Origin of the sequence: Caballeronia sp. BR00000012568055 (assembly GCF_029439455.1) — a bacterium.
GTDB lineage: Bacteria > Pseudomonadota > Gammaproteobacteria > Burkholderiales > Burkholderiaceae > Caballeronia.
On record NZ_JAQFVG010000324.1, the window covers coordinates 1 to 14,838 of the forward strand.

At 62.2% G+C, this 14,838-nt stretch carries 12 protein-coding genes and 1 pseudogene; 4 read left to right on the top strand and 9 right to left on the bottom strand.

All coding sequences use genetic code 11. The features are described from left to right. The 4 genes from odhB to P7F28_RS26825 all read left to right on the top strand — a co-directional run. The coding region (gene odhB / locus P7F28_RS26810) for a 2-oxoglutarate dehydrogenase complex dihydrolipoyllysine-residue succinyltransferase (RefSeq protein WP_277187877.1) at positions 1 to 859 on the top strand (859 nt) is incomplete at its 5' end. Between the two features lie 93 nt (positions 860 to 952). Further along, positions 953 to 2,383, top strand: a complete 1,431-nt coding sequence (lpdA, locus tag P7F28_RS26815; protein ID WP_277187879.1) for a dihydrolipoyl dehydrogenase — start codon at positions 953 to 955, stop codon at positions 2,381 to 2,383. 81 nt (positions 2,384 to 2,464) lie between these two features. Next, positions 2,465 to 3,562 carry a cell division protein ZapE gene (gene zapE, locus P7F28_RS26820; RefSeq protein ID WP_277187881.1) on the top strand — a complete coding sequence of 366 codons (1,098 nt, stop codon included), beginning with the start codon at positions 2,465 to 2,467 and terminating at the stop codon, positions 3,560 to 3,562. Between the two features lie 147 nt (positions 3,563 to 3,709). Continuing rightward, entirely contained in the window at positions 3,710 to 4,138 is a 429-nt protein-coding gene (locus P7F28_RS26825; RefSeq protein WP_277187882.1) for a transposase, read from the top strand. 83 nt (positions 4,139 to 4,221) lie between these two features. On the opposite strand, the gene P7F28_RS26830 is transcribed toward P7F28_RS26825, so the two are convergent. From P7F28_RS26830 to P7F28_RS26870, 9 genes and pseudogenes are all read right to left on the bottom strand, one after another. Continuing rightward, positions 4,222 to 4,674, bottom strand: coding sequence for a DUF2147 domain-containing protein (locus P7F28_RS26830; protein WP_277187884.1), 453 nt, complete (start codon positions 4,672 to 4,674; stop codon positions 4,222 to 4,224). A gap of 30 nt (positions 4,675 to 4,704) precedes the next feature. Then, complete coding sequence (surE, locus tag P7F28_RS26835; RefSeq protein ID WP_277187885.1) at positions 4,705 to 5,484, bottom strand: 5'/3'-nucleotidase SurE; 780 nt, start codon at positions 5,482 to 5,484, stop codon at positions 4,705 to 4,707. Between the two features lie 75 nt (positions 5,485 to 5,559). Then, positions 5,560 to 5,793 carry a hypothetical protein gene (locus tag P7F28_RS26840; protein ID WP_277187886.1) on the bottom strand — a complete coding sequence of 78 codons (234 nt, stop codon included), beginning with the start codon at positions 5,791 to 5,793 and terminating at the stop codon, positions 5,560 to 5,562. 183 nt (positions 5,794 to 5,976) lie between these two features. Next, complete coding sequence (locus P7F28_RS26845) at positions 5,977 to 6,771, bottom strand: DUF1571 domain-containing protein (RefSeq protein ID WP_277188004.1); 795 nt, start codon at positions 6,769 to 6,771, stop codon at positions 5,977 to 5,979. A gap of 58 nt (positions 6,772 to 6,829) precedes the next feature. Next, positions 6,830 to 8,569, bottom strand: coding sequence for an AMP-binding protein (locus P7F28_RS26850; protein ID WP_277187887.1), 1,740 nt, complete (start codon positions 8,567 to 8,569; stop codon positions 6,830 to 6,832). A 56-nt stretch (positions 8,570 to 8,625) separates the two neighbouring features. Continuing rightward, complete coding sequence (locus tag P7F28_RS26855; protein WP_277187888.1) at positions 8,626 to 9,921, bottom strand: acetyl-CoA C-acetyltransferase; 1,296 nt, start codon at positions 9,919 to 9,921, stop codon at positions 8,626 to 8,628. Beyond that, positions 9,918 to 10,814: a MaoC/PaaZ C-terminal domain-containing protein gene (locus P7F28_RS26860; RefSeq protein WP_277187889.1), complete on the bottom strand. Its 897-nt coding sequence runs from the start codon at positions 10,812 to 10,814 to the stop codon at positions 9,918 to 9,920. Before P7F28_RS26860 ends, P7F28_RS26855 begins: the two co-directional genes overlap by 4 nt. A 5-nt stretch (positions 10,815 to 10,819) precedes the next feature. After that, entirely contained in the window at positions 10,820 to 12,262 is a 1,443-nt protein-coding gene (locus tag P7F28_RS26865) for a 3-oxoacyl-ACP reductase (protein WP_277187890.1), read from the bottom strand. A 34-nt stretch (positions 12,263 to 12,296) separates the two neighbouring features. Next, positions 12,297 to 14,785: pseudogene (locus P7F28_RS26870) on the bottom strand (acyl-CoA dehydrogenase). Positions 14,786 to 14,838 lie beyond the last annotated feature (53 nt).

The following is a 14,838-nucleotide window of genomic DNA, read 5'->3' on the forward strand; positions in this document are numbered from 1 at the left end:
CGACGGCCGTATCACCAAGGGCGATGCGCTCGCCGCTCAGGCCGGCGCTCCCGCCGCCAAGACCGCAGCACCGGCGCCCGCCGCTGCGCCCGCGAAGGCTGCCAAGCCGTCGCTGCCGCAAGTCAACGCACCGGCTTCCGCCGATGCCTGGCTCAAGGACCGCCCGGAACAACGCGTGCCGATGTCGCGTCTGCGCGCGCGTATCGCGGAGCGTCTGCTCGAATCGCAACAAACCAACGCCATTTTGACGACGTTCAACGAAGTCAACATGGCGCCGGTCATGGATCTGCGCAACAAGTACAAGGACAAGTTCGAGAAGGAACACGGCGTGAAGCTCGGCTTCATGTCGTTTTTCGTGAAGGCCGCTGTGGCGGCGCTTAAGAAGTTCCCGCTCGTGAACGCATCGATCGACGGTAACGATATCGTCTATCACGGCTACTTCGACATCGGTATCGCGGTCGGTTCGCCGCGCGGTCTGGTGGTGCCGATCCTGCGCAACGCCGATCAGATGAGCCTCGCCGACATCGAAAAGAAGATTGCCGAATTCGGCCAGAAGGCGAAGGACGGCAAGCTGTCGATCGAAGAAATGACCGGCGGCACGTTCTCGATCTCGAACGGCGGCGTGTTCGGCTCCATGCTGTCGACGCCGATCATCAACCCGCCGCAATCGGCGATTCTCGGCGTGCACGCGACGAAGGAACGCGCGGTGGTCGAAAACGGCCAGATCGTGATCCGTCCGATGAACTACCTCGCACTGTCCTACGACCACCGCATCATCGACGGCCGCGAAGCCGTGCTGTCGCTGGTCGCGATGAAGGATGCGCTGGAAGATCCGGCGCGTCTGCTGCTGGACCTGTAAGTATCGATAAGTGCCTTCGGGCGCGCGCGATAGGCTCGCGCGCGCCTTGAAGAAGGCGTCTGCGCAAGAGCGCAGTCATGCGAAAGGAAAGTCATGTCCAAAGAATTTGATGTCGTCGTGATCGGCGCGGGCCCTGGCGGCTATATCGCGGCGATTCGCGCAGCGCAGCTCGGCAAGTCGGTTGCGTGTATCGAAAAGTGGAAGAACCCGGAAGGCGCACTGAAGCTCGGCGGCACGTGTCTGAACGTGGGCTGCATTCCGTCGAAGGCGCTGCTGGCGTCGTCGGAAGAATTCGAGAATGCGTCGAAGCATCTGGCCGATCACGGGATCAGCGTGTCGGACGTGAAGCTCGATGTGTCGAAGATGCTGGCGCGCAAGGACGGCATCGTCGAGAAGATGACCAAGGGTATCGAGTTCCTGTTCCGCAAGAACAAGATCACCTGGCTCAAGGGTCATGGCAAGTTCACCGGCAAGAATGCGTCGGGCGTGCAGATCGAAGTGTCGGGCGAAGGCGAAGCTGAAACGGTGACCGCGAAGAACGTGATCATCGCGACGGGTTCGAAGGCGCGCCATCTGCCGAATATTCCGGTCGATAACCGAATCGTCGCGGATAACGAAGGCGCATTGTCCTTCGATGCCGTGCCGAAGAAGCTCGCCGTGATCGGCGCGGGCGTGATCGGTCTGGAACTCGGCTCGGTGTGGCGTCGTCTGGGCGCGGATGTGACCGTGCTCGAAGCGCTGCCGCAATTCCTCGGCGCGGCGGATGAATCGCTGGCGAAGGAAGCCGCCAAGCAGTTCAAGAAGCAAGGTCTGGATATTCACCTCGGCGTCAAGATCGGCGAAGTGCAGACGTCGGACAACGGTGTTTCCATCGCTTATACGGACAACGCCGGTAATGCGCAGACGCTGGAAGCGGATCGTCTGATCGTGTCGATCGGACGCGTGCCGAACACCGATAACCTCGGTCTGGAAAGCATCGGCCTGAAGGCGAACGAGCGCGGTTTCATCGACGTGGACGATCATTGCGCGACAAGCGTGCCGGGCGTGTACGCCATCGGCGACGTGGTGCGCGGCCCGATGCTCGCCCACAAGGCGGAAGACGAAGGCGTGGCAGTGGCGGAAATCATCGACGGTCAGAAGCCGCATATCGACTACAACTGCGTGCCGTGGGTCATTTACACGGAACCGGAAATCGCGTGGGTCGGCAAGACGGAACAGCAGCTCAAGGCCGAAGGCCGTGAGATCAAGACCGGCCAGTTCCCGATGATGGCCAATGGCCGCGCATTGGGTATCGGCAAGGCTGAAGGCTTCGTCAAGATGATCGCGGATGCCAAGACCGATGAGATTCTCGGCGTGCATATCATCGCGGCGGACGCGTCGGATCTGATCGCGGAAGCGGTGGTGGCGATGGAGTTCAAGGCGGCGTCGGAAGATATCGGCCGTATTTGCCATCCGCATCCGTCGCTGTCGGAAGTGATGCGTGAAGCAGCGCTCGCGGTCGATAAGCGTGCGTTGAATATGTAAGCAAGCTCGGCTTCGGGCAATCAGCATCGCAAAAACGAAGGCGAGCGGATCACACCGCTCGCCTTTGTCATTCACAAGATCATGAACGTCACCGAATACTACGAAAACGAACTGCGCACGCGGGGCTATCAATCGGACGAGGCGCAGCTCGCGGCGGTCGCACGCCTTCAGCAGTGCTACGAGGAATGGGTCGCGTACAAGGCGCGCCGCTCGAACGCGCTGAAGAAGTTTCTGGTGCGTCCCGATCCGCCGCGTGGCGTGTATATGTGGGGCGGCGTGGGGCGCGGCAAGAGCTTTCTGATGGACAGCTTCTATGCCGTGGTGCCGGTGACGCGCAAGACGCGGCTGCATTTTCACGAGTTCATGCGTGAGGTGCATCGTGAATTGGAAGAGCTGAAAGGACAGGCCGATCCGCTCGATGAGCTGGCGAAACGCATCGCCAAGCGATATAGGCTGATTTGCTTCGACGAGTTCCACGTCAGCGATATCGCCGATGCGATGATTCTGTATCGCCTGCTGGACCGCATGTTCAAGAATGGCGTGCAGTTCGTGATGACGTCCAATTACGAGCCGACCACGCTGTATCCGGATGGTTTGCATCGCGATCGGTTGCTGCCGGCCATTCAACTGCTGCAAGACAATCTAGACGTCCTGAATGTCGATGCAGGCACGGATTATCGGCGTCAGACGCTCTCGCAAGTGAAGGCGTATCACACGCCGCTGGGCGCTGGCGCGAACGAAGCCTTGCGCGCGGACTTCGCCAAGCTCGCCGCCGTGCCGGACGAAAGCCCGATTCTGCATATCGAAAAGCGCGAGATCAAGGCGCTGCGCAAAGCGAATGGCGTCGTCTGGTTCGACTTCGCGACCTTATGCGGTGGTCCGCGTTCGCAGAACGACTATCTCGAACTCTCGACGCGTTTCCACGCGGTCATTCTCTCCGATGTCCCGCAAATGACGCCGCGCATGGCCTCCGAAGCGCGCCGCTTTACGTGGCTCATCGACGTGTTCTACGACCACAAGGTCAAGCTGCTGATGTCGGCGGCGGTGCCGGCCGAGGAGCTGTACGTGGAAGGACCGATGGCGAACGAGTTTGCGCGGACCGTGTCGCGCATTATCGAGATGCAGTCGAAGGAATATCTGGAAGCGCCGCGCCGCATGGCGGATATCTCGTTGACTTAGCGGCAACAAAACTTAACGAGAATCAAAAAACTGTATTTCTTCAATCGGCATAAGGCTTTGCCGACATTTTCAAGATTCGGAGCACTCTTATTTCCCCGATTTGGTGCACTCGGTATCGTGACCGGGTACTCAAATGGAGAAAGAATAGTGAAACCCTACCGCGATATGACCGACGAAGAATGGCAGATGGTCGCGCCGCTTTTGCCCGCACTGCGTCCGCGTTCGGAATTGCGCGGACGGCCGCTCGCGAATACCCGCGCCGTGCTCAACGGCGTGCTCTGGGTGATGTATAGCGGCGCGTCGTGGTCTACACTGCCGCGCAAATATCCGTCGTATCAGACGTGCCATCGGCGCTTCAAGACGTGGCATGAGACCGGCGTGCTCTTGCGTGTGATGACGCAGTTGTTCGGGCCGGCGGGTGAATCGCTGTATGCGCTGATGACGTCGCGCATGCGCGTGCCGAGCGATTTGCCGTTTATCGCCGCTGCCGAGACTTATGGCAACGTGGCGGGCGTCGCCGCCGCCGGAAATGCGAGCGTGAACGAAGCTGCGGAACCGGCGCGCCGCGCGGCGTAAAAACTTATTCGAAGCTGCACGATGAAAAGCCGACCGAAGATGCAAATCTTCGGTCGGCTTTTTTTACGGCGATACTGTTCCCGTTACTGTTCGCGAATCCAGGTCTGCGAGCGCCCGAGCAGCGATACGCCGATATACCCGCGCACCACCAGTTTCTGCCCGCCGTCTTCCAGCGTCATCTTGCATTTGTAGAGCTTGCCGTTCTCGGGATCGAGAATCTGGCCGCCATCCCAGACATCGCCACTCTGGCGCATGCCGGTGATGATCGTCATGCCTTTGAGCAACTGATCCTTGCGTTCGTCCTTGCAAGCCGTGCAGCGTTTCTCCGGCTGATCCAGCTTGCCGATACCCCGAATAATCTTGCCCGACAACTGCCCGCTGCCATCGTCGGCGATTTCGATGATCGCTTTCGGCTGGCCCGAAGCATCGTCGATGGTTTGCCACTTGCCTGCGGGCGTCGCCTGAGCGAACGCGCTACTTGCCGCTAATGCGAGCAGCGCGCCGATGGCCAGTCGCTGGCCGATGAAACCGGTCATAGATTTGTCTCCGTCTTATCGTTTGAATAATCAGCGCAGGCCAGCTTCGAGTGTAGCGAACGTGCGCTCGTCCGTGCGATCGAAATGCAGCGGCGTCACCGAGACACGTTTCGACGCGACCACGGCCGTTTCGCTATCGGGCGCATTCTCGCGCGGACCGCGCTGAAATCGCAGCCAGTGATATTCGATGCCGCGCGGATCGACATTCGTCACCACGTCGATACCTTCCACCAGTCCCACGCCCTGACGCGTGACGGTCAGCGGACCGGCATCGAACGCATCGCAATCGGGGAAGTTGACGTTGAGGCAAGTCGGGGCATCGTGCGACACGGCGAGCAGGCGGCGGATCACGCCCGGCGCGAGCGCACGCGCGGTGTCCCAGCGGACGTTATCGCGATCGGAGAAGGTCTGACTCAGCGCAATCGATGGCAAGCCCAGCAGCAAGCCAGTCATTGCCGCGCCGACCGTGCCGGAGAACATGGTCTCGACACCGAGATTCGCACCGCGATTGATGCCCGACAGCACCAGCGTCGGCGGCGCGTCTTTCATGAGGTGCCGCGCGGCCATCACCACGCAGTCGCCGGGCGTGCCTTGCACGCCGAAGCGCCGCTCGCCCTGACGCGATACGCGCAGCGGCGAATGCAGACTGATGGAATGCGATGTTCCGCTCTGATCGTGCTCGGGCGCGACCACCCAGACTTCGTGCGCGAGTTCGGCGGCAACGGCTTCGAGCACGGCCAACCCGGGCGCGTCGATACCGTCGTCATTGGTCAGCAGCACACGTTGAACGATGGGTTCAATGGCGGACATCGCGTATCACTCCTTTAACCGGTGGCGAAAGATATCGACCGATTATTACAGAGTTTGTTGAATACGCGATTACGGTTAATTAGAGGATGGCTTGATGCCCAGACCGCGCAGCACGGCATTGCCGTCGTCGGTGAGGCGGATTTGCGGGCGGCTCGCGTCCGGCGACACGATCTCGACATAGCCGTATTCCTGCAGCGACGCCACATCAGGCGTGGCCGCCATGGCGTCGATCGGCGCGTGCAACAAAAGCAGCAGCGTGGCGATTTCGTGATGGCTCAGAAGCCGTTTGATTACCGGACGGATTTTCATGGTCAAGCCCTTGTTTTACATGACGATGCGCGGTGTGCCTCGGTTGGAACGGTCCGCCTTGATGTCGATGGAGTGCGGAGCAGGTTATCGGCCGAGTCTTAGGCGAAACTTAAAACCTGGCGCGCGTCGGGTGCGCAGTTGTTACACCGCATGTCACACCGTATGTCGCCATCAAAAAACGCGCTAAAACCGGTACTCCGGATTGCGCGGATCGAAGGTCAGATCGTCGAAAGGCTTCTCTTCGATACGCTCGAACACCACGCTCTCGAAAATCTCACCGTCGTTATCGAACGATTCGACCGTGCGCAGCAGCGGACGCCGCAAGTCCAGTCCGAGAATTTCGCGCTTGGCGTAAAACGCGGGCTGGCCGGTCGGCGTGTCATAGGTGAAGGCGACCACGCGCACGCCATCGAATGTCTTTACGTCGATGCTCGATGGCTTCGTGATGCCCGCTTCCGCAAACTTCCTGCCTTCGGCCAGAAAGCGCTGCGTGATCGATTCGACATTGAGTTCGCGGATCGAATGATTCGACTGCGCGCGCGCAAGCGTCCCGTTCACCGAAGCCCATAGTGGCACGACGCCGAGAAAACCGCCGAGATGGCCGTACAGTTCGTCGGGCCGTTTCGAATCGTCGTAAATGACTTCCTGGCCCGCATGCGCGCCATCGGGCAGCCATTTGGCGTAGATGCGCAGCGGGTCGCGCGTGACGCGCACCAGCATATGATCTTCGCGCTTCGGCCACTTGCCCTTGATGCGCTCGCGTCGCCGCATGGTGAATTCGCACGATGCGTACTGATGCTGGCCTGCTTCGAGATATCGCGGCACCGTCAGCGGATCGAGCGAGCGAAAGAGCGGAGTGAGTTGATCGTCGTCGAGGTTTTCTAGCGCGCCGGTTTCGGCTGCGTTTGCCAACCAACGCACTTGTTCGTCGATGGACAGCGTGGCGAGATCCTGCGCCTGCGCGCGTCCGATACACATGCAGCAGCACAGAATCAGCAACGCAGCACGCAGCATGCGGCTCCTCCCGATGAGTGAATCACGAATCCCGCAATTCTCGTCTCAGCACTTTGCCGATGGATGTCAGCGGCAAGGCATCGCGGAACTCGACGGCAGTGGGCACCTTATAACCGGTGAGGTGTAAACGGGCGAAGGCGAGCAACTCTTCCATCGTCAGTGAATCATCCCGTTTGACGATGAACACTTTCACGCGTTCGCCGGTCACAGCATCCGGCATGCCGACCGCCGCGACCGCGCGCACTTTCGGATGCGCCGCGAGCACGTCCTCGATCTCGTTCGGATACACGTTGAAGCCGGACACGATCATCATGTCCTTCTTGCGATCGATCAGGCGAATAAAGCCGCGCGCATCCATCACGCCGATATCGCCGGTGGCGAACCAGCCTTGTGCATCGATGGCTTTCGCGGTGTCGTCGGGGCGGTTCCAGTAGCCTTTCATCACTTGCGGACCTTGCACGCAGAGTTCGCCCGGTTCGTCGAAATTGGCCCATTGTCCGTCGTCACGTTTCAGGCGCACGAGCGTGGAAGGAACGGGAAGGCCGATATTGCCTTCGAATGTGACCTTGCCATCGGCGCGCAGCGGAGTGGCGCAGACCAGCGGCGAACATTCCGTCAGCCCATATCCTTCGACGATGCCGCGTCCCGTCACTTTTTCGAAGCGCTCCGCGATAGCGCGTTGCGTCGCCATGCCGCCCGCCATCGCGAGCTTAAGCGCGGAGAAATCGCGCTGACGGAATTCATCGTGATCGAGCAGGGCGCTGTAGAGCGTATTCAATGCGGTAATCGCGGTGAACGACTCGTGCTTCAACGTGCGCAACACAGCGCGAATATCGCGCGGATTCACGATCAGCACATTGCGCGCGCCGATACCCAGACATACCAGCGCGTTTACCGTCAGCGAATAGATGTGATAAAGCGGCAGCGGCGTCACGACTGTTTCTTGCTCATCGACAAGCACGCCGCGCGCCCATGCCAGCGCCTGCATCACATTGGCGATGACATTGCGATGCGTAAGCATCGCGCCTTTGGGCACGCCCGTGGTTCCGCCGGTGTACTGAATAAATGCGATATCGCCGTGTCCGACGCGCACCGGTTCGAACTTGCGCCGCGCGCCGCGTGCGAGTGCCTGATTCAGCGTGACGGCATCGGGAATCGAGTATGCGGGCACGCGTTTTTTCACGTGACGCATAAACAAATCGAGCGCGCGTCCCTTCACGTTGATGCCATCGCCGAGCAAGTCGCCCAGGCCGGTCACGATCACGTGATGAATGCGCGTGCCGGGGCGCGCATCTTCAAGCGTCTTCGCGAACACATCGAATACGACGATGCTTTGCGCGCCGCAATCCTTCAACTGCACGCCGAGTTCTCGCACCGTGTAGAGCGGGTTCACGTTCACCACCGTCGCGCCCGCGATCAGCGCGCCGAACAGCGTGACGGGATAAGCGAGCGTGTTCGGCATCATCAGCGCAATACGATCGCCGGGTTTCACGCCCACTTCCTGCAAATACGATGCGAATGCGTGCGCCTTCTGTCCGAGCGTATCGAAGCTCATATTCGAGCCGAGACTCGCGAACGCGACGTGTCCGCCGAGACGAAAGCGCGCGATGCAGTCATCGAAGTAATGCACCAGCGAGCGCCAGCGCGACGGATCGATTTCATGCGCGACGTTCGGCGGATACGACGCGTACCAGACGCCATCGGTCGCGTGCGGCGACAGGCTCACGCGCGGCGCGGCCTGTCCCTGTGCAGCGGGCTTCATGCTTGTCTCCGTTGGCGTCGCCTCGTGTGCGCGCGCCTTATCTTTTGTTCTGCTGATTAACGCTCAAGTATCGCGACGACGCCTTGTCCGCCCGCCGCGCAAATCGATATCAGCCCGCGCAACGGTTTGCCGTCGCTGCGTGCGGGCGCGTTCGATAACATCTTCGCCAGCGTCCCGACGATACGCGCGCCCGTCGCCGCAAACGGATGTCCCGTCGCCAGCGAACTGCCATTCACGTTCAGCCGCGCGCGATCGATGGAACCGAGCCGCGCGTTCAGGCCGAGCGTGGCTCGGCAGTATTCGTCGTCTTCCCACGCGGCGAGCGTGCAAAGCACTTGCGCGGCGAAGGCTTCGTGAATCTCGTAGAAATCGAAGTCCTGCAAAGTGAGGCCTGCGCGCGCGAGCATCGATGGAACGGCGTAGGCGGGGGCCATCAGCAGGCCTTCGCGCTTGTCGAAATAATCGACGGCGGCGGTCGCGGAATACGTGAGCCACGCGAGCACCGGCAAGCCGCGCTGCGCCGCCCATTCTTCCGATGCCAGCAACACCGCCGAAGCGCCATCGGTGAGTGGCGTCGAATTGCCTGCGGTGAGCGTGCCCGCGTCGCGATCGAACACGGGCCTGAGCTTCGCCAACTGATCGAGCGATACATCGGGCCGCAAGTTGTTATCGCGCGAGAGGCCTTTATACGGCGTCATCAGATCGTTGAAGAAGCCGCGCCCGAATGCCGATGCCAGTTTGATATGGCTTTCCTGCGCCAGCGCGTCCTGTGCTTCGCGTGAAATCTTCCAGCGCTTGGCCATCAATTCGCAATGTTCGCCCATCGACAAACCCGTGCGCGGTTCGGCATTGCGCGGCAACGCGGGCCGGAAGAACATGCCGGGCCGCAGCTTCGCCAACGCGCCGACGCGCTGTCCCGCCGAGCGGCTGCGATTCGCTTCGAGCAGAATCTTGCGCATGCGCTCGTTCACGCCGATCGGCGCATCCGACGCCGTATCCACGCCGCCCGCGATACCCACATCGATCTGCCCGAGCGCAATCTTGTTGCCGACCAGAATCACCGATTCGAGCGATGTGCCGCACGCCTGCTGCACATCGTAGGCGGGCGTTTCCTTCGCGAGCGTGGTCGATAGCGCCGCCTCGCGCGTCAGATTGAAATCGCGCGAATGCTTGATGACCGCGCCCGCCGCGACTTCGCCGAGCTTCAGTCCATGCAGCGCGTATCGATCGATCAGACCTTGCAGCGCGAAGCTCAGCATGTCCTGATTCGATGCCGTCGCGTACGCCGTGTTCGAGCGCGCGAACGGAATCCGGTTGCTGCCGATAATGGCGACGCGTCGTACGGCGTTCATGGCAGCTCCCATTCGAACTGACCGCGCAAATGCGGCCGGTCGCCGGCTTCATCGCGCACTTCGAAATCGCGTGCGGTCGGCGAGGGCGCGGCGCTCCAGAGGGTGGCATCGCCGGGAAGGTAAAGCGGGAGTTTGAAGTCGCCGTGCGCCTGACCGGATGCGAGTGCCTTCGACGGATGCAGCGCCGCGAGCGTGCGCGCCAGCGTCCACATGCCATGCGCAATCGCGCGCGGAAAACCGAAGGCTTTCGCGCTCAGCGTGTGCAGATGGATCGGATTGAAGTCGCCGGATGCCTTGGCGTAATCGCGTCCGAGTTGCGCGGGAAGTTGCCAGCGCGCTTCGCGGGCGAGCAGCGGTACGTGTGCTTCAGCGACTTCGGGCACAGTCGCGATGCTTTCGCTGCGCACGCCGCGCTTCAGATACACGCTGTCGCCATCCCAGACCGCTTCGCCGCGCCGATAAATCCGCGTGTGCAACGTGAACGCCTGTCCCTTCTGATGCGGCACCAGCGGCCCGCATTCCACTTCGATCCGCAACGCCTGTCCCGCCGCCAGCGGCTGCCGCAGATGCACGCGATTCGACAGATGCACGACGCCTAGCGCCGACCACGGAAACGACGGATCGGTGAGCATCATCAGATGCAGCGGAAACGCGAGCACGTGCGGGAACGTGAGCGGCACGCCATGCTCGGGAATGAAACCGCAGACGCGGGCGTATCGGCCGATATGTTCGGCGTCGAGCTTCACGTTCGGACGGATCAGCCGCAGCGCGGGCAACTCCGCCGCGCGATGCCGCCGGAACAATCCGGGCAGCGCGCGCCCGTAGAGCTTGGCGGGCGGCGGCAATTCTTCGATGACGACGGTGCGGGCGCGTGGCATCGTGGGTGCGTGCATCGTCGTCAGGCTCCGATCAGGCTTTGGCCGCACACGCGCACGATATTGCCCGTGACGCCCGCGCTGCCCGGACTCGCGAGCCACGCGACGGTCTCGGCGACATCGACGGGCAGGCCGCCTTGCCCGAGCGAATTGAGGCGGCGTCCGGCTTCGCGCACGCCGAGCGGCATCCGCGCGGTCATATGCGTTTCGATGAAACCTGGCGCGACCGCATTGATGGTGATGCCGCGCGCCTTCAAAACGGACGCCATGCTTTCCACGCGCCCGATCACGCCCGCCTTGGACGTCGCGTAATTCGTCTGCCCGCGATTGCCCGCAATCCCGCTGATCGACGATACCGCGACGATGCGCCCGCCATCGCGCAAAACGTTTTTGGCGAGCAAGGCATCATCGATACGTTCCTGCGCGAGCAGATTGATATCGATGACGCTGGCCCACATGTCATCGCTCATGCGCGCAATCGTCTTGTCGCGCGTGATGCCCGCGTTGTGCACGACGATATCGATACCGCCCGACAGCGCGAGCGCCGCCACGATTTCATCGGGCGCTTCGGGCGCGGCGATATCCGCGATCAGCGCGGCATGCGCGCCGTTCGAAGGCGCGAGATCTTCGATCGACAACATGGTTTGATCGAGCGCGTCGCGGGCGGCTTCGACGTCGAGTCCGGTGACGATCGCGCCGCGCCCCGCCAACACCTTCGCGATCGCCGCGCCGATACCACGCGCCGCGCCCGTCACCAGTGCGCGCTTGCCATCGAGCGGTTTGCTCCAGCCTGGCGGCGCGCCTGACTCAGCCGCGCCGACGCCGATATGCACGACTTGTCCCGACACATAAGCCGAACGCGGCGACAGGAAGAACCGCAGCGCGCCTTCGATCTGCGCGCCATCCTCGACGCGCAGCAGATTCGATGTGATGCCGCCACGCGCCTCTTTGCCCAGCGAGCGCGTCAGACCTTCGAGCGCGCGCTGCGCGGTGGCGGCGTGCGGATCGGTGAGCCGCGAAGGCGCGCGTCCAAATACGACGATGCGGCCGCTTTTTGCGACCGAGCGGATCGCATCGTGAAAAAAGTGATAGAGCGAATGAAGCTCGGCGCTTTGCGTGATGCCGGTGGCATCGAAAATCAAGGCTTGAACGCGGTCGCCGGGATGCGTGTCGCCGGTATTCGAGCGAGGCTCGAAGCGGCCGCTCATCGCGCCGTGACGCGCGGCGCACGGCAACCAGTCCGGCGCGCTGTCATGCGCCACGCCTGTGATGCCGATGCCGGACAACACGGCGACGAGCGTATCGAACAAGCCAGGCGACGGACCCGCGCCGATCGCGGCCATGCCGCCGAATTCGGCCTGATCCGCGCGATGGCGACGCAGCACGTCGGGTTTCGGCAGACCGAGCGTGCGCGCGATGCGGGTGCCGAAGGGCGAATTGACGAAGTCGAGATAGCGGTCTTTCATCGAATGACGTCGGTCCTCGAATCAGAAGCATGGCTCACGCGACGATCTCGGGCATTTCGCCCTCGAGCGCGGCGCTGCGCCGTTGCAATGCTTCGAGGATACCGAAGTCTGCGGAAAAATCATCGACTTTCACGGCATCGCGGGCGAGCGCGGCCCATTCGAGCAGAAGCGCGTGCTCGTCTGCATCGATCGATCCTTGTTCGACGGCACTTTGCGCCCACGCGTCCCATTCGTCGGGACTTGCCGGCAGCGCCAGTTTCGACTCGCGCAGACGCGATTCAAGCGCGCCCAGCGCAGGCGTTAGCGCGAGCAGCTTCTCCAGACCGCCGATCGGATCGGCCTTCAGCGACGAGACGTGCGAACCCGCCAGCAGGCGATCGCGTGTTTCACCCGGCGTCTGCATGACGAGCGCGACCTCGCTGCCGAGTGCATCGGTGCTCGGCACGTGCGTCATGCCGAACGGAAACGCCAGCGCGCGCAGCAGCGCCCCCGCCCCGCGATGCGGATAGTTCGCGAGTAAGCCTTCGAAGGCGAGACGCGCCTGCACCAGCGCATCTTCGATACCCCAGCGCACCAACGCCAAATCCGCCTCGGGACGGCCATCGTCCTCGAAGCGCTTGAGCGTCGCGGAAATCAGATAGAGCTGCGAGAGAATGTCGCCGAGCCGCGCGGACAGCCGTTCGCGGCGCTTCAACTCTCCGCCGAGCGTGAGCATCGACACATCCGCGAACAGCGCGAAGGCGCTCGACAGGCGCGTGGCGGCGCGGTAGTAGGGCGCAAGACGCGCGTCGGCGCGTGTTGGCGGGCGGATCAGCACGCTGCCGCCGAATGCATAGACCAGACTGCGCACCGCGTTCGAGACTAGAAACGCGGCGTGGCCGAAGAAGGCGTCGTCGAAGGCGCGCAGGTCGTTATCGCGCGTCGCCGCCATTTCCTTCAGCACATAGGGATGACAGCGGATCGCGCCTTGCCCGAAGATGATCAGGCAGCGCGTGAGAATGTTCGCGCCTTCGACGGTGATCGAGATCGGCATCTGCTGATAGGCGCGCGCCAGAAAATTCGACGGTCCCATGCAGATGCCTTTGCCCGCGACCACGTCCATCGCGTCATTGACGACTTTGCGCGCGCGCTCCGTGATGTGATATTTCGCGATGCCCGAAATGACCGATGGCTTTTCGCCCAGATCGACCGCCTGCGCGGACAGTCGGCGCGCGGCGTCCATCACATAGAGATTGCCGCCCATGCGGCCAAGCGCTTCCTGAATGCCCTCGAAGCGTCCGATCGACGTGCGGAACTGACGGCGCGCGGCGGCATACGCGCCCGTGCCGCGCACCGCGAGTTTCGCCATGCCGACATTCGATGACGGCAGCGAAATCGCGCGTCCTGCCGCGAGGCATTCCATCAACATGCGCCAACCGTTTCCCACTTGCGCGCGTCCGCCGATGATCCATTCCATCGGCACGAAGACGTCCTTGCCGTGATTCGGGCCGTTCTGGAACACCGCGTTCAGCGGCCAGTGACGTCGGCCGATATGCACGCCGGGATGCGTGGTCGGGATCAGCGCGCAGGTGATGCCGGGCGCGTCGTCATCGCCCAGCAAGTGATCGGGATCGAGCGCGCGGAAGGCGAGCCCGAGCACCGTGGCGATCGGCCCGAGCGTGATGTAGCGTTTGTCCCACGTCACGCGAAAGCCGAGCGTTTCGCGGCCCTCGAACATCCCTTTGCAGGCGATGCCGACATCGGGAATCGCGGCGGCATCCGATCCGGCATACGGACTCGTCAACGCGAAGCAGGGGATTTCTTCGCCGCGCGCAAGCCTCGGCAGATAGTGATGCTTCTGATCTTCGGTGCCGTAATGAAGCAGCAATTCGGCAGGACCGAGCGAGTTCGGCACCATCACCGAAACCGCAGCCGCCGACGAATGCGTCGCCAGCTTCATGATGACCTGCGAATGAGCGTAGGCGGAGAACGCTTTTCCGCCGTACTCCTTCGGAATGATCATGCCCAAAAAGCCATGTTCCTTGATGTACGACCACGCTTCGGGCGAAAGGTCTTGCCAGATGGCGGTGGTGTCCCAGTCGTTCGACAAATCGCAAAGCTGCGCGCATTCGTGATCGATGAACGACTGTTCTTCGGGCGTGAGCTTTGGCGCGCCGTGTGCGAGCAGTGAGTCCCAATTCGGGCGACCGGAGAAGAGATCGGCGTCCCACAGACCGTGCCGGCTTCGATGGCATCGCGCTCGGTGGAGGACATCTGCGGCAGCATATTTCGAAACATCGCGAAGATGCGTTTCGATATCAGCACGCGGCGCAGCGGTTTGATCGCGAGCAGCAGAGGCGGGAGTACGAAGACGATGGCGAGGATGGTTGCCACGGCCATCGAAACGATGTTCAGCGCCGGGCCCGCGGCGACCCAGATTGCGAGCGCCGCGAACCACGCCAGAGCCGGCGCTCGAACGAATGCGAGTACACCGGCGATAAGTACCAATGCGAGGAGAAATGCGATGACGTAGAGCGCGGGCATCACGAACTCCGGAGTAGCGGCCATTCCAACGACGAAGCACGAGGTGTGCCGGT